Raw genomic sequence first — 14256 nt, 5'->3', positions numbered from 1 at the left:
TCGTCCCAGTCAGCCTGCCGGAGCTGATCAGTCGGCTTGCCGGCCAGCGACGCCAGGTGGGCGAGCAGATTGAACTAGGTCATCGCCAGCGGCTCGCGAAAGCCGAGAACCCGAGCGGTCTCCATGAACCGCAGGTGCAGCTCCGGGTCCGTGCGGGCCAGCACGATGCCCAGCCGTGGCCGCCGGGCCACCAGGTAGTCCGCACCGGGCTGCAGGTGCCCGGTGACGGCCAGCCAGCTGATGAACCGGTGACTCTCGTGATGAAAGGCCATCTGCCGCTCCAGCGGCAGGAGACGAAACACCGCCAAGTCGGGGACGGCGGCGAGCAGGGCGCGTGCTCCCCAGCGAACCTTGTGGTCGTTGTTCATGCCCTGCGCGGCCCGGTGAGCAAGGTAGTACTCCACCAGGTCGGGGCGGATGATCGGCAAGGCCGTGGCCCGGGGCATCAGAAGTTGGTCCTGTCGGCGTCGATGGCGGCGCTCGCGTCCAGGTACTGCTTCACCAACCACGCGTTGGCCAGGTGGAGATAGATCCGGGTGGACTCGATGGAGCGATGTCCAGCCTGAGCTTGCACCGCTTCCAAGGCCATCCCGGCCTCCCGCAGCCGGGTCAGGCAGGTGTGACGAAGCTGATGGCAGGTCAGCCGGGGCAGCCCGGTGCGCTTGCGGACGCCGTCGAGGATCTCATCCAGCCCGTCGGCCGACAGCGGCCGGCCCCGCGTCGGGCCGCGCAGCACGACGAACACATGGTCGTGGTCGACGGCAGGCCGCTCCTGGTCCAGGTAGTCGCCAACGGCGGTGAAGAACGTCGCGGAGATGGGGATCAGCCGCTGGTGCCCGCCCTTGCCTTCGCTGATGAACACCCGGTGCTCTCCTGGTGACAGGTCACCCAGCCGCAGGCCCAGGACCTCGCAGCGGCGCAGCCCGCCCAGCAGCATGGCCAACACCATGGCCCGGTCTCGCCTGGTGTTCAGCGCGTCGAGGACCGCTTCGACCTCAGCGGACCCCAGGACACGCGGGAGGGTGCGCGGGGTGCGCAGCAGCGGCGATCCGCGCCGCTCTCCGCGACGGCGGTTGGCCAGGCCGGTGGGCACCGGGTTGCGCTCGATCGTCAGGTCATCCCGGGTGGCGAAGTACCCGAATAGCCCGGAGATGCTGGCCAGCCGGCGCTTGATGGTCCGCGCCGACAGCCCTGCTTCGCCGTCTTCCAGGCGGATCACCTTCGGTCCGCGGCGCGGCGCCTTTTGTGCGGTGATGAACGCGAAGATGTCCGCCGTGACGACGTCGGCCGGTTCCTTAGGTATCGACGAGAAGAAGACCTTCAGGTCGTAGGCGGTGGCGAGCAGGGTGTTAGGGCGACAGCGCGCGGCCACGAACGCCAGATAGTCGTCCACCAGAGTGTGCCCCAATGACAGCACGGGATTGCCCGCAGCGTCGACACTCCGTATCAACTGTGGTTGCCAGGCCATGGCCGCTCCTTGATGGGAACGACCATCTTGGCCCGACCCACGAGATCGTGGAGGTGATGTCACCCACATAACCGCCCAGGACGCGGAACGCATGCTCGTGGCCCTCGAAGAACGCCTCCTGCCCGTTCCCCGTGGGTTCACGATTACTGACGGGTGCATGGCCGGGAACTCGCTGGTCGTCGGAAGCTGGGGCCAGTATGGCGACTTGGGTTCACGAACTGGCGCTTGGGTCCCGCAAATCGGGATGGGCGCGGCTCTTCCAGAGTGACCAAGGCGATCAAGCAATGAAGTCGTATCCGTCCTGGTAGCGGGCCTGCTCCGGTGCCTACAGACAGCCGTACCCGGGTCGGGTTGCGGCAGTAAGCTGTGCCGATGACCGAGTCCCTGCCGCCCGGCGGCGCTGTGCTCGAGGCGGACGAACTGGAAGCCCGCTGGGCGGACGCCTGGCGCCCGAAACAAGTCGCGGAGCGGTTGGATGGGGTCGGTGCGCCCTGGTGCATCGCGGCAGGGTGGGCGCTGGATCTGTTCCGCGGGGAACAGTCGCGGCCGCACGGCGATCTGGAGATCGCGGTGCCCGCGGCGGGATTCCCGGAGATTCGTCACCGCTTCCCCGAGTGCCTGTTTGACGCGGTGGGTTCGGGGCGGGTCTGGCCGGAGGCGGGAGCTGAGGCGCTGGCGGCCACGCACCAGACCTGGCTGCGGGATCCGGCGAGCGGTCAGTTCCTATTTGACGTCTTCCGCGAGCCGCACGAGGGCAGGACGTGGATCTGCCGACGAGACGAGAGGCTGCGGCTGCCGTACGACGCGATCATTGAGCGAACGGCGGACGGGGTCCCATACCTGGTGCCGGAGTTGGTGCTGCTGTTTAAAGCGAAGGCGGCACGGCCCAAGGATCAGGCGGACTTCGACGGGGTGCTGCCGTTGCTGGGCCGAGCGCGGCGGGATGTCCTTAATGGGTGGCTGGAGCTCGTGCACCCCGGGCATCCATGGCTGGCGGAGCTGGCGGGGTGAGTGGCGCGGGCCGCGCCAGTGAATGGCCAACGACCATCCAGCTGGCGAGGACCGGGTGGCCGAGCACGTCCTGATCGTGCTGCGGGGCCGGTCGATCGACGTGGCCGCGCCGTCACAAGTCAGGCCGATGCGTGCGGGCCGGATACGACCTCGCTTGATCGCCTTGGTCACTCTGGAAGAGCCGCACCCAATCGGGATGGTGGAGGGCGTCGATGTAGCGCTGGGCGGCACCGACAGTGAGGCCGAACAAGTCGCAGATGCGGCGAATGTCTCCGTCGCTGGCGTGAGCTTCGTCCAAGATGCGGTCTTCGCGGAGGTCCTGAGCACGGAAGCCGAGGGTGGTGTTCACCCACTTGCGACGGACCTCTGTGGTCTTTCGGGCGGTGACCACGGTGATGAACAGGTAGGGGTTAGCGGTGTTCGGCCATCGTTCGGCGCGATAGCGCAGGTAGGCGGCGAGGCGGGCGCTGACTTGTGGGGCGAGCAGGATGACCTGGTCGTCGATGTACAGACGGCCGTCGCGCAGATCAGTGAGAAGCATCTGGCGGAGCTGCCGGGGCCGAAGTCCATGGAAGATAAGGAGCCCGGCGAGAGCGGATCTGGTGGGGTCGCTGGATTCGAGGGCTTCCCGCAGGTCAGCGGCCCGCTGTTGTACCGGGATCGTAGCTTCTGGCATGCCGGAGAAGATCCGGCTGGTGGGGTCAGTGAAGACCTGCTTGCGGGCCTTGAGGATACGGAAGATCGCCCGGAGTCCTCTCAGGACACTGATGCGCTGGGCTCCGGCCTCAGTCAGAGCGGCCTGAACTTCGGCGCGGGTGATCTCCCTGAGAGAGTCATGCGTCTGGGCCCACTGCCTGAGCACGGGAAACGCGTAGGTGAAGTGGTTACGGATCGTTTTTTCCGAGGCTCAGGCCACGCAGATGACAGGGCCTTGACGATCGTCCGCCGTCCGCCCCGGTACTTCTTCTCGATCGCACGGCCCGACATCCCCGCGCGGGCATCCCGGCGGATCGCGGCGTAGAGCTCGACCTTCGAAGGGGGCATGGGGACGCTCCTTCATCACGAAGCGCATCCAGCAGCTCACCGTAAGCCACACTGTGCGGTCAAAGCTCATGAACAACGACTTCACCGGAACAGGGCCGCGGTCACACCCGGCGAGCAACCGCGGTCAACTCTCGCGAGCAGAACCAGCGGGAGACGTGTCCGAGCACGAGTATCTCGCGAAGACTGGTCTGCGCAAGTACGGCGTCGATGACCTGGAGCGTGTGCTGGACGGTCTGCGCGGTCCCGTGTACGTACACATCGACCTAGACGTCCTGGAGCCCACTGCTTTCGGCGCGACCTGCTACCCGGAGCCGAACGGCGTGCAGCCGCAGCGACTGATCGACCTCGTCTCCCAGGTAAACGACATCGTCGGGGCAGCCATCACAGAGCATGCGCCATCCAGTGACGACGTCAACCCCGGCGAGGCCGAGGTGATCCGGCGGCTGGGGGCTGTGCTGACGCGCTGATGGTCGCGACAGAGCCGAAACGTACAGTCCCGCCCTGATATTGAGGACGGCTGCACGCCACTGCGCCGAGCCGCTCGGCCACGCCGGCGGCGAACGCCTCCTCAAAGCGGCGCACCGCCGAGGCGGCCACCCGCGCCAGCTGACCCGCGGTCGGCGGCTCCACGCCCTCACCGCGGTATCGCTGCCGTACCGCATCAGCAGGCCGGCCGCGATCGATCTCCACCGAGCACACCTCATCGGCCTCACTGGCCGGCCGCGTCCCGTACGTCTTGCGGATCTGCGCTCGGTGGTACTCGATCGTGCTGCCGACCAACGGCGTCGACCTTCACCTGGCCGGCCATGAACTCCACCGTGGCCCTGGGCATGTCCTCGCGCCGGGGGAGGCGCACCTCCAGCTCGAAGAACTTCAGCAGCAGCGCGAACCCGAGCCGAGTCGCCCCGGTCTTGTTGCCCGTCAGCTTCAGCTCGACCTCATCCGGCGTCCAGCACTCGATGAGGTCCTCCAACTCCCGCTCACGCCGCACAAGCTCACCGGCGGCGTCGATCGGCGTGTGCGCCTCATCCACCGGAGCCCAGGAGCCCTGGTACGTCCTGTTCCGATCGCGCGGCAGCAATAGCCCGGCCAGATATTCACGGAACCGTCGGCGCTGCGCGAGCGAGCACCACAGATCATCGAACCGGGTCGCGTAGTCCTCCAACGGACCCGGCGCCGGTGGACACGGACGTCGCGCGGTCGCCATCACGACCACCCCCGAACAGCCACCGGCTCACTGCGATATCAGCCATCCTCTAGGACCAGGTGCGGCCCTGCAGCAGCAGGTGCCCGTGTACGGCTTGCGCCGCCGGATGGCGGGTCCCGGCACGAGAGGCGAGGAAGAGTGTGTTGATGGGCGGCAGTTCCGGCTCCAGGAGGGCCAGGAGCCGCCCATCGGCCAATTCGGCCGCGCACAGGTAGCGCGGCAGCACCGTGACCCCCGCTCCTGCCGCGACGGCGGCCAGCACCCCGCGCAGGTCGGGAACGACCAGCGCGGGGTTTCGCGTGAGCCGGGTGTCGAAGACGGTGCGCCAGTAGCGGCGCAGGATCGGCAGGTTCTCCGCGTAGGCGACGAGCGGGGCGCCGTCCAGCTGCCCGAAACTCCAGCCGGGAGCGGCGACGAGCACGAACTCCTCGTCGCACAGCGGCTCGACCCGCAGGCCGGCCTTGCGCGGCCGCACGCTGGAGATGACCAGATCGAGGCTGCCGTCGGCGAGGGCGGCGAGCAACTGCTCAGGCAGGCCGAGCGTGACGCGCAGCCGCAGGCCCTCGCGCACCATCGCGGCCAGCGACGGCAGCACCCTGGCGCAGACCAGCTCGGCAGGGCCGCCCAGGTGGACGGTGCGGCCGAACACCTCGGCAGGCTCGCCGAGATCGCCCATCACCAGCTCGTCGAGAGCGTCGAGCGGCCCTGCGAGCCGTGCGGCCAGCTCGTCAGCAGCGGGCGTGGGTGCCATGCCGCGCGCCACCCGTTCGAACAGCGGCCTGCGCACAGCCCGCTCCAGCGACCTGATCTGGGCGGTGACAGCGGGCTGGGAGAGCTGGAGCAGCTCGGCGGCGCGGGTCACCGACCTGGCCCGGTAGACGGCCAGGAACGTGCGGAGCAGGTCGTACGACAAACTCATCAGAAAGCTGATGGTACCCAGCGTCTGTGCTATTGGTGGGTGATGGGTCGCCGGAGGCATGCTCGGGGCATGAGAATTCTGATCGTTCTGACCAGCCACGACACCCTGGGCGACACCGGACGCAAGACCGGCTTCTATGTGTCGGAGGCCGCGCATCCGTGGGAGGTCTTCACCGCCGGAGGCCACGAGGTGGACGTGGCGAGCGTCAGAGGCGGAGTGCCGCCGCGCGACGGCGACGACCCTGCCGACCCCGCGCAGCGCCGGTTCCTGTCCGGTCTGGGGGAGACTCCTGCCGTGGACACCCTTGACCCTTTGGCGTACGACGCGGTCTTCTTCGCAGGAGGCCACGGCACAATGTGGGACTTTCCCGACAACCGTGCTCTGTCGCGGCTGACTCGGGAGATCTTCGAGAGCGGCGGAGTGGTGGCGGCCGTCTGCCATGGGCCGTCGGCGCTGGCCGGGGTCACCCTCTCCGACGGCTCGCCCCTGGTGTCCGGAAGGCGGGTGGCCGCCTTCACCAACGAGGAGGAGGAAGCCGTCGGGCTGACGTCCGTGGTGCCGTTCCTACTGGCCGACCGGCTCACCGCAGAAGGCGCCACCCACGTGCCAGGCCCCGGCTTCGCCGCCCAGGTGGTGGTGGACGGCCGCCTGGTCACCGGCCAGAACCCAGCCTCGGCCCGCGACGCCGCCGAGGCGGTCGTCGGGCTGCTGTCCGAGGTCAGGCTGGGCGATATGCGCGCCTAAGTGGCCAGGCCGCGCACGCCTGGCTCGCATCCTGGCGCACCAGCTGTTCGGGGTCACCGCCGACATCCGCGAGGTGGCCGATCGCATCGCGGCGCTCGGCTACGTGGCGGTCGCGTCGGACTTCCCCGGGGCGCGTTCATCAGACGAACACCTCGACACCCCGCGCCGTCAATGTCGCTGAGCACTTCAGGTGGCGTGGTCCGCCAGACCGGGCGCCAAGAACCCCTCTGGCGTCAGGGACAAGCGCCACGAGATGATCATCCTATGGCGGATGTGATTTTCTTCGATCTGGACGGCACCCTGGTCGATCATCGAAGCGCGGTCTTGGAAACGATCGGCCAGATCGTCCAGGCCGCGCCGAACGCGACGGCTCCACCGGAGGAGCTGGTGACCTTGTGGTGGACGCTGGAGGGGCGCCACATGCGGGAATATCTGGCCGGTCAGTGCTCCTTCGCTGAGCACCACCGACGCAGGCTCCGTTCCTTCCTGCCAATGCTCGGCGAGCCGATTCCTGAAAGTCCCGGCCTTCTGGACGCCTGGATCGCCGACCGCTACCTCACCGTGTTCGAGGAGTCCTGGCGGAGCTATCCCGATGTCCAGCCATGCCTGGAGACCCTGAAACGGCTTCCCCGAGGACCGCGTCTGGCCGTTCTCACCAACGGAGACCTCGAGCAGCAGCGCGCCAAGCTCGCCCGCTTCGGCCTCCTCGAATACTTCGAAGCTGTCCTGACCCCGACCGAGCTCGGTGCGGCCAAGCCCGTCGCCTACGCCACCGCCTGCCGGTGGATGCGGACGGACCCCGCGCAGGCGGTCAACGTGGGCGACATGCTGGAAAGCGACGTGAACGCAGCCGCCCTCGCCGGGCTCACCGGCATCTGGCTGGACCGCGGCATCGACTTCATCACCGGTGGGCCATCGCCGACGGCAGACGAGACGGTGCTCCGTATCGAACGCCTCACCGACCTCCCCGACCACCTATCACGCACGAACGCCTGACCGGCTCTCACGAACCTCACCGCTACTTTGGGGCCTGGGTCAGCTTTGGTGGTGTGGCCGTACCGGTGGATCGCCGTCCACCATGGCCCCTCAGCCGGTGGCAACAACCCCTGGCGGTCAACCTGGTGCGCGAGGACTGTAGCCTCGCCGCGCCCGGCCGGGACCGGATCGCCAGTCCTACCGCGAGGACCAGCCGGCCGTGCTCGGCCTGGTCGTCAACGCCGTCGCGCTGTGGAGCACCCGCTACCTGTCAGCGGCCGTCGACCGGCTCCGCGCCGAGGGTGTCCCGGTCAAGAACGAGGATGTCGGCCCGCCTCAGTCCGCTCGGCCACGCCCACATCAACTTCCTGGGCCGCTACGCCATCACCGCCTCCGCACCCGCCCAAGGCCTTCGGCAGCCCGGCGAAGTCCCCGACCTGCCCGCTACCGCCGGTTGAGCCGAACGCGTGCGGTTCCTCATCCACGCGGGCATAGAATCGGCGGAATGGCGACGCGGCTTGTTCAAATTGCGATGAATGCTCGGGATGACTCCGCACTCGGCCGGTTCTGGGCCGAGGCGCTCGGCTGGACCATTTCCAGCGAGGAACCCGGCGTGACCAACCTCGAACCCGAGGGCTTCACCTATCCTGACCCCATCGCCGTCTGCCTGGACATCATCGCCGTCCCGGAACCCAAGACGGTGAAGAACCGCGTGCACATCGACCTCGCCACCACCTCAGCGGCCCATCAGGCGGACCTGATCGCGCGCCTTCAGGCTCTCGGTGCGACGCCCGCCGACGTCGGCCAGGGCGACGTGCCGTGGACGGTCCTCGCCGACCCGGAGGGCAACGAGTTCTGTGTGTTGGAGCCTCGATCGATCTACCGGGACACCGGGCTGATGGCCGTGGTGGTGGTCGACTGCACGGATCCACGGGCCATGGCCCGGTTCTGGGGCGAGGCGATGGACTGGACCCTGCACGAGGTGACCGACGATCATGCGGTGTTGCGCTCCGCCAAAGGTGTCGGCCCGTATCTCGAGTTCCTCCGTACGCCCTACGTGAAGACTGTCAAGAACCGCGTCCATCTCGATCTCCGGCCGTACCCCGGTGACGATCAAGCGGCGGAGGTGGCCCGGCTGCGGGCTCTCGGCGCCACCGACATCGACCTCGGCCAGGGCGACGTCCCGTGGACGTGCCTCGTCGACCCAGAGGGCAACGAGTTCTGCGTCCTCACCCCGCTCTGACGCGGAGCCTCTTCAACCGCGGGTCGTACAACGGCTCCTCGGCGACGACGGCGGCAAGTCGTTCGCCAAAGTACTCGATCTCCAGGCGCTGAGAGGCTACGGCCGGCGCCGGCGGCAACCAGGCGTAGGCGATGGCGGTGCCGATCGTGAAGCCGTAGTCGGCGCTGGTGACGTAGCCGACCGGGGCGCCGTGGGCGAACACCGGTTCCTTCCCCGCCATCACCGGGCGGTCCATCGTCAGGCAGGGGGCCCACCGGAATACGGTAGAAACGGGCCGCAGTCGTTGGGTCGGCTACTCAGTGTCTTTCGGGTTGGCAGGGCTCAGCCAGGGCTTGCTGCCAGAGGCGGATCACCGCGTGCACGTGGTCGGTGGCGTCGCGGTCGGCCGGGGGGTCGAGTAGGGCGCCGTGCAGTTGCGCCTCGATGCCCTGGACGGCCAGCAGGGCGTTCAGTTCGGGATTGGGGCCGCCGGCTCCCAGGCGGCGCAGTTCGCCCGCCAGCGCGTGGGCGATCTGCTGTTCGGCTTGCCGGAAGCGGGTGACCAGGCCGGGGGTACGGGGGGCTTGGTCGAACAGCAGCCGGTGTAGATCAGGCCGGTCGGTATGCAAAGCGGCCACGCACCCCACCAGGTCGGCGAGGAGGTCAGGCAGGGGCGGGCGATGCTCGGCGGCACGGGCGAACACCTGGATGACCTGTTCGGCGCTCTGCGTCAGGTAGTGCTCGGCCAGCGCGACCAGCAGCGCGTCCTTGTTCGGGAAGTACTGATACAGCGATCCGATGGACACCCCGGCGCGTTCGGCGATCTTGTTGGTGGTGGTGTCGGCGTAGCCGTGGCGCTGGAAAAGCTGAGCCGCTGCCTCCAGGATCGCCGCGACCGTCTCACGGGAGCGCTGCTGGCGAGGGTGTTTACGGGGCGTGAGCACGTGCCTCCAATGCGAGTACCGAAAACTGAGAATAGCTCGCATTATTGAACGGCGGGCTGGTCGCCCCACCTGCTCCCTGTTTTCCCTCTCTGAACGGAGACGTCTTCGTGCTGCCCGACCTCCTGGCCTACGGCGCCCGGATCCTGCCCGGCCTGTTGCTGATCGGCGCCTGCTTCGCGCTGGCGCGCGGCGAGCGCGACCCGCTGCTGCGCATCATGGTGCTCATCTTCGGCTTCGTCCTGATCAGGGACGCGATGACACCGCTGGGGTTCTGGCGGTTGGGCGCCGCGGGGGCGATTCCGTGGCTGCGCTTCACCGACCAGGCGGGGATCCTGCTGCTGTTCGGCCTCGGCACGCTGGCACTGACCGCGGGGGTGCTGCGCCTGGACGGCGGGCTTCGCTCTTTGGTGCGCTGGGGCCGGTTCACTCCGGTCACGGTCAGCTGGGGCGTCGGCGGCGGCGTGCTGGCCGCCGGCCCGGTCCTGCTGCTGTCGCTACTGACGCCGATGGCGGAGCGGGGCGGAGCGGTCGCCGTCACGTTGCTGCCGGTGCTGCTGGCCTTCAGCCTGGTGGGCAACCTCGCCGAGGAGGTGCTGTTTCGCGGGTTCCTTCAGGGACGGCTGGAACAGCACACCAGCGCCATCCGCGCGGCGCTGCTGTCGGCTCTGTTGTTCGCCGCCTGCCACGTCTTCCTGGCCTCGACGGTCACTGACGTCGGCTGGCCGCTGCTGGCCTTCACCCTGTACGAGGGGCTGATCTGCGCTTTCCTGCGACTACGCAGTGGCGTGATCGCCGCCGCCCTCGCGCACGGAATCGCGATCTTCCTGCTGGCCGGCGCGCTGGTCTGAGCCGCCGAAGACGCCGAGCCGGGCCCAGGCGGTGAGCGTTCTCAGAAATGAGCGATTGTGTGAGGCCAGGGACGCCCTCGTTCGACGAGGCGTTCGGGGGTCCCGGTAGTATCGGCGAAATTTTCACCGGACATGCAGGTCGGAGCTCCCTTAAGGACCTTCGGGCACAGCTTGGAAGGTGGGCCGCTGACCTGCATATCCGTTGTTTCCTGCGTCGTTACCACTGGGACCCCGGGAGAGTCGAGTCAGGCCACCGCAGCACGCACTGGCCGTCGGCGAATCTGGTCGTTCCAGGCCACCGCAGCCGAGCTGAAAGTGATCGACGAGCTCTGGGACCAGGCAGGGGCTCGATCTCGTAGCGAGCTGCTCTCGTGTGTGCTGGAGGAGCATCTGACGCCTCTCCGCCGCCGTGGCAGAGCGCGGTGAACGTCAAGCCTCTTGAATACAGCGGGGCCCGCCCAGCGGAGATGGGCGGGCCCCGTGTCTGTGAGGTGAAGCGTCAGTGCAGGCCCCCCTTTATGTCGATGACGATCACAGTGATGTTGTCGGGGCCACCGTGGCCGATGGCCAGCGGTTGTCAGGCATGTTCGCATCCGGGCCGCGCTCGAATCCGGGTCGGCCGCGCTGGGGAAGTCAGTCCAGCGCGGCCGCCTTGCGCAGCAGCACTGAGCGTTCGCGCTGGTTGGCGCACAGCCGGGCGGCCAGCTCCAGCTCGGCGCGCGCCTCCGGTCGCCGGCCGAGGCGGGCCAGCAGCTCCCCGCGTACGGTCGGAACCAGATGCGAACCGGGGAGCCGGTCCGAGGCGATCAGCTCGTCCACGATGGCCAGGGCCTGCGCCGGACCCGAGGCCATGGCCACGGCAACGGCCCGGTTGAGCTCGACCACCGGCGAGGGCGCGACCCGGCCGAGCGCCTCGTAGAGCAGCACGATCCGGTCCCAGTCGGTCGCCTCGACCGAGGGTGCCGACGCGTGGGTGGCGGCGATCGCGGCCTGCAGGCCGTAGGGGCCGAGGCCGCGGGCCGATGCCCTGGCCAGCGCGGCCAGCCCCCGGCGGATCGCCGAGAAGTCCCACAGCCGCCGGTCCTGGTCCTCGAGCAGGATCGGCGTGCCGTCCGGGCCGGTCCGGGCCGGGAAGCGCGCGGACGTCAGCTCGCACAACGCGAGCAGGCCGTGCACCTCCGGCTCGTCGGGCTGCAGCGCGGCCAGCGTGCGGGCCAGCCGGATCGCCTCGTACGCGACGTCGGGGCGCAGCAGCCGGTCGCCCGACGTGGCCGTCGACCCCTCGGTGAAGATCACGTAGAGGACTCTGAGCACGCCGCCCAGCCGTTCCCGGCGCTTGCCGGCCGGCGGCAGCTCGAACGGCACCCCGGCCGCCGCGATCGTCTTCTTGCCTCGGGTGATGCGGGCCTGCACGGTCGGTACGGGTACCAGGAACGCGCGGGCGATCTCCTCGCTGGACAGGCCGCCGACCACGCGCAGGGTCAGCGCCACCCGGGCCTCGCGGGAGAGCACCGGGTGGCAGCTGACGAACATCAGCGCCAGGACGTCGTCGTCGATCTTGTCGGGGTCGATTTCCTGGTCGACCGCGGGGTCGGCCGCCAGCAGGGCGTATCGGTCCTGGAGGGCGGTCCGGCGGCGGATCGCGTCGATCGCCCGCCGCCGGGCCGTGGCCATCAGCCAGCCGGCCGGATTGGCCGGAGAGGCACGCGGCCACGACACCAGCGCCTCAGCCACCGCCTCCTGGGCCGCGTCCTCGGCCAGCCCGAAATCGCCGGTGAACCGGGTCAGCGCGGCGACGATCCGGGCCGACTCGATCCGCCAGACGGCCTCGACGTCGGCCCTACCCATCAGATCTGGCCGTTGCTCTCGCTGCCCTGCGGGACCTCGTCGGCCTCGGCCACCCGCCGGACCTCGATCTTGGACCCGCGGACCGCCGGGACCCGCTTGGCCCACTCGACCGCCTCCTGTTTCGTGGCGACATCGAGCAGGAAGTAGCCACCGAACAGTTCCCTGGTCTCGCCGTACGGCCCGTCCGTGACCACCGGCGCCTCGCCGCTGAAGTCGACCACGACGCCTTGGCCCGGATCGTCCAGCCCTTCGGCCGCGACGAGAACCTCGGCCTTCATCATGTCCTCGATGAACTGGCGGGTTGTGACCATCATCTCGTCGAGATCAGCCATCATGGCCGCGTTCGTCTCATCGGTGCCTCGCATGATCAGCAGGTATTTCGACATCGCGTTCTCCTCGTCCGGCGGGGCCGCCCCTCGGCCCTCGCCCCCATACGTCGAACGAGCGGCCCGCTGATCGACACGGCCCCGGAGAAATCTTTCGCCGCGACGCAGCCGATCCCGTCAGACCGGCCTCTGAGCGATGGCTGACGCGGACGCCCTGCTGATGATGATGCTGATCAGCTCAGTAGCGCTGTTGACCAGGATGCCCTCGCACGACGGGTCTTCGGCAGCCCCCTACAAGAACAATTCGGCAACGCGATGGGGTCTACCGCTTCGGCTCGTCGTAGGGGGTTGATCTCGGTGCCGAGAAGGGTCTCCAGCCGCCGCGATCGCAACCTGGCCTGTGAGTAGGAGCGGTACGGCGAGCCGGGGTTACTGTCACATCCGTCGACAGTGTTCATGATGGGGGCCGGCACTCTCGCCGGGCCCATGGCGTGGCAAGGGATGGCTGATGTGCGAGGAGGCCATCCACGGCGGTACCGACGTTGCCCCCTGAGCAGCGGGCTGTGGCCGTGGTTAGGGCCGCCGAGGCGCGGAAGGCCCGCAGCGAGCTGTTGGCGGGGTTCGAGCCGGGATGGTCACGGTGGCGGAGGTGTTCGCCCGGGCGGAGGAAGAGACTCTCGTCAAGAAGGCGAGGGTCGTTCAGGTTCTGCGAGCGGTTCCTGGTTATGGTCCGGCGAAGGTCGCCGCGTTGATGGCGACGTGCAGGGTCGGGGTGAAGCGACAGGTCGGCGGCCTGGGGGAGGCCCAGCGCGAGCGACTGCTCACTGCGCTTGCGCGATAGTTCCGGATCCTGCGCCAGGGGCGGCTCGATGAGCAGGCTGGCGGACCTGGTCCTGCAGACGCTGTTGAAGCTCGGCTTTCTCGGGCGTGAGCGGATCGCCCGGGCGTCGGATGCGGGCTTGGCGGGGGCGGGGGATGTCGTCAGCGTCCTGGAGGCCGGCGAAGTCGGCGTGCGCCTGGGTGACGGCCTCGGGGTAGGCCTCCTGCTTCTCGTGCTCGGCGAGCACGCGGTAGATGCTCGCGACGCTGGATCTGGACGCATGTCCCGCGTGTGGTCAGGCGCGGGGCTGTGCGTCGAGCAGGAAGCCGAACAGCAGGCATGGTTCGGTCCCTCGATTGCTCCAGCCGTGGCTCACTCCCTGGACGACCACTGTGTCGAACGGCTTCAGCAGGACCTCTTCCTCGTCGAGGAGGCAGTAGATCTCGCCGCGCAGGACGATGCCGACGTCGAGCGTGTCGGTGTGGTGCATCGTAGGGTGTCGCCGCTGCTCGGCGTCGGTGATCTCCGTATCGTGCCCGACCATGTGGTTCACCTCGGTGGCCTGCTTGCGGAGGGTCTCCGAGTCCGGATCCGGCCAGATCTCCAGCGCCCGCACCAGCATTCCGTTGGGGAATGGCGCGCGGAGGGCGCCGCCGTCGAGTGACCGGTCCCCAGGGATCGTGTTGTCGACCGGCACTTCCTTGGTCTTCCAGAGCGTGGCTCGCCAGAATGCATCCTCCTTGTCCTGGACGTTGGCGAGCCCGGTCATGACCACGCTGGACTTGCCGTTCTCGTTCAATCCGATGACGTAACGCTGCCCGATCGGCATGGCTGTTCTGCCTTTCTGTTCGTTGTCGATGCGAGAGGCGAGGCCGCTCGG

General features: G+C 68.6%; 18 protein-coding genes and 1 pseudogene. 8 read left to right on the top strand and 11 right to left on the bottom strand.

Annotated features, from left to right (window positions below):
- Positions 1-74 precede the first annotated feature (74 nt).
- Both ABT061_RS25850 and ABT061_RS25845 read right to left on the bottom strand, forming a co-directional pair.
- Positions 75-446 (bottom strand): hypothetical protein, encoded by a 372-nt coding sequence (locus ABT061_RS25850; protein WP_350922455.1) that lies wholly within the window; start codon positions 444-446, stop codon positions 75-77.
- A complete protein-coding gene (locus ABT061_RS25845; RefSeq protein ID WP_350922452.1) occupies positions 446-1468 on the bottom strand; it encodes a tyrosine-type recombinase/integrase in 1023 nt (340 codons plus the stop codon). Before ABT061_RS25845 ends, ABT061_RS25850 begins: the two co-directional genes overlap by 1 nt.
- 372 nt (positions 1469-1840) lie before the next feature.
- Here ABT061_RS25845 and ABT061_RS25840 point away from each other — a divergent pair, with 372 nt between their 5' ends.
- Positions 1841-2479, top strand: coding sequence for a nucleotidyltransferase domain-containing protein (locus ABT061_RS25840; protein WP_350922450.1), 639 nt, complete (start codon positions 1841-1843; stop codon positions 2477-2479).
- Positions 2480-2591: 112 nt separating this feature from the next.
- Here ABT061_RS25840 and ABT061_RS25835 read toward each other — a convergent pair whose 3' ends face one another.
- Entirely contained in the window at positions 2592-3341 is a 750-nt protein-coding gene (locus ABT061_RS25835; RefSeq protein ID WP_350922448.1) for a site-specific integrase, read from the bottom strand.
- A gap of 337 nt (positions 3342-3678) precedes the next feature.
- On the opposite strand from ABT061_RS25835, the gene ABT061_RS25830 reads away from it, so the two are divergent.
- Complete coding sequence (locus ABT061_RS25830) at positions 3679-3990, top strand: arginase family protein (protein WP_350922445.1); 312 nt, start codon at positions 3679-3681, stop codon at positions 3988-3990.
- 587 nt (positions 3991-4577) lie between these two features.
- Here the strand turns inward: ABT061_RS25830 and ABT061_RS48410 are convergent.
- Positions 4578-4730 (bottom strand): annotated as a pseudogene (locus tag ABT061_RS48410) (IS701 family transposase); the annotation flags it as partial.
- 49 nt (positions 4731-4779) lie between these two features.
- A complete protein-coding gene (locus ABT061_RS25820; RefSeq protein WP_350922441.1) occupies positions 4780-5649 on the bottom strand; it encodes a LysR family transcriptional regulator in 870 nt (289 codons plus the stop codon).
- Between the two features lie 69 nt (positions 5650-5718).
- Between ABT061_RS25820 and ABT061_RS25815 the strand changes: the two genes are divergently transcribed.
- The 4 genes from ABT061_RS25815 (at position 5719) to ABT061_RS25800 (ending at position 8611) form a co-directional block, all read left to right on the top strand.
- Positions 5719-6393, top strand: coding sequence for a type 1 glutamine amidotransferase domain-containing protein (locus ABT061_RS25815; protein ID WP_350922439.1), 675 nt, complete (start codon positions 5719-5721; stop codon positions 6391-6393).
- Positions 6380-6574, top strand: a complete 195-nt coding sequence (locus ABT061_RS25810; RefSeq protein WP_350922495.1) for a dienelactone hydrolase family protein — start codon at positions 6380-6382, stop codon at positions 6572-6574. Before ABT061_RS25815 ends, ABT061_RS25810 begins: the two co-directional genes overlap by 14 nt.
- Positions 6575-6657: 83 nt before the next feature.
- Positions 6658-7389 (top strand): HAD family hydrolase, encoded by a 732-nt coding sequence (locus tag ABT061_RS25805; protein ID WP_350922437.1) that lies wholly within the window; start codon positions 6658-6660, stop codon positions 7387-7389.
- 511 nt (positions 7390-7900) lie between these two features.
- On the top strand, positions 7901-8611 hold the full coding sequence (locus ABT061_RS25800; protein ID WP_350922434.1) for a VOC family protein: 711 nt from the start codon (positions 7901-7903) through the stop codon (positions 8609-8611).
- Here ABT061_RS25800 and ABT061_RS25795 read toward each other — a convergent pair.
- On the bottom strand, positions 8598-8846 hold the full coding sequence (locus ABT061_RS25795) for a glycine cleavage T C-terminal barrel domain-containing protein (protein WP_350922431.1): 249 nt from the start codon (positions 8844-8846) through the stop codon (positions 8598-8600). The two genes, ABT061_RS25800 and ABT061_RS25795, sit on opposite strands and share 14 nt — an antisense overlap.
- A gap of 61 nt (positions 8847-8907) precedes the next feature.
- Entirely contained in the window at positions 8908-9534 is a 627-nt protein-coding gene (locus tag ABT061_RS25790; RefSeq protein ID WP_350922428.1) for a TetR/AcrR family transcriptional regulator, read from the bottom strand.
- 107 nt (positions 9535-9641) lie between these two features.
- Between ABT061_RS25790 and ABT061_RS25785 the strand changes: the two genes are divergently transcribed.
- Entirely contained in the window at positions 9642-10382 is a 741-nt protein-coding gene (locus tag ABT061_RS25785) for a CPBP family glutamic-type intramembrane protease (protein ID WP_350922425.1), read from the top strand.
- A 633-nt stretch (positions 10383-11015) separates the two neighbouring features.
- Here the strand turns inward: ABT061_RS25785 and ABT061_RS25780 are convergent.
- Together ABT061_RS25780 and ABT061_RS25775 are read right to left on the bottom strand one after the other, a co-directional pair.
- A complete protein-coding gene (locus tag ABT061_RS25780; RefSeq protein ID WP_350922423.1) occupies positions 11016-12230 on the bottom strand; it encodes an RNA polymerase sigma factor in 1215 nt (404 codons plus the stop codon).
- Positions 12230-12616 carry a YciI family protein gene (locus tag ABT061_RS25775; protein ID WP_350922420.1) on the bottom strand — a complete coding sequence of 129 codons (387 nt, stop codon included), beginning with the start codon at positions 12614-12616 and terminating at the stop codon, positions 12230-12232. Before ABT061_RS25775 ends, ABT061_RS25780 begins: the two co-directional genes overlap by 1 nt.
- 571 nt (positions 12617-13187) lie before the next feature.
- Here ABT061_RS25775 and ABT061_RS25770 point away from each other — a divergent pair.
- The gene (locus ABT061_RS25770) at positions 13188-13397 is read left to right on the top strand and encodes a hypothetical protein (protein WP_350922418.1); all 210 of its coding nucleotides are present in this window, start codon (positions 13188-13190) and stop codon (positions 13395-13397) included.
- On the opposite strand, the gene ABT061_RS25765 is transcribed toward ABT061_RS25770, so the two are convergent.
- Together ABT061_RS25765 and ABT061_RS25760 are read right to left on the bottom strand one after the other, a co-directional pair.
- Positions 13378-13623, bottom strand: a complete 246-nt coding sequence (locus ABT061_RS25765; RefSeq protein ID WP_350922416.1) for a hypothetical protein — start codon at positions 13621-13623, stop codon at positions 13378-13380. The genes ABT061_RS25770 and ABT061_RS25765 overlap by 20 nt on opposite strands.
- 48 nt (positions 13624-13671) lie before the next feature.
- Positions 13672-14205: a cupin domain-containing protein gene (locus ABT061_RS25760; RefSeq protein WP_350922413.1), complete on the bottom strand. Its 534-nt coding sequence runs from the start codon at positions 14203-14205 to the stop codon at positions 13672-13674.
- Positions 14206-14256: the final 51 nt, after the last annotated feature.

It is taken from the genome of Streptosporangium sp. NPDC002544, from assembly GCF_040295965.1.
In the GTDB taxonomy this organism is placed as follows: domain Bacteria; phylum Actinomycetota; class Actinomycetes; order Streptosporangiales; family Streptosporangiaceae; genus Streptosporangium.
The sequence above is the reverse complement of the archived record's forward strand: the minus strand, read 5'-3'. Positions and strand labels throughout refer to the sequence as shown.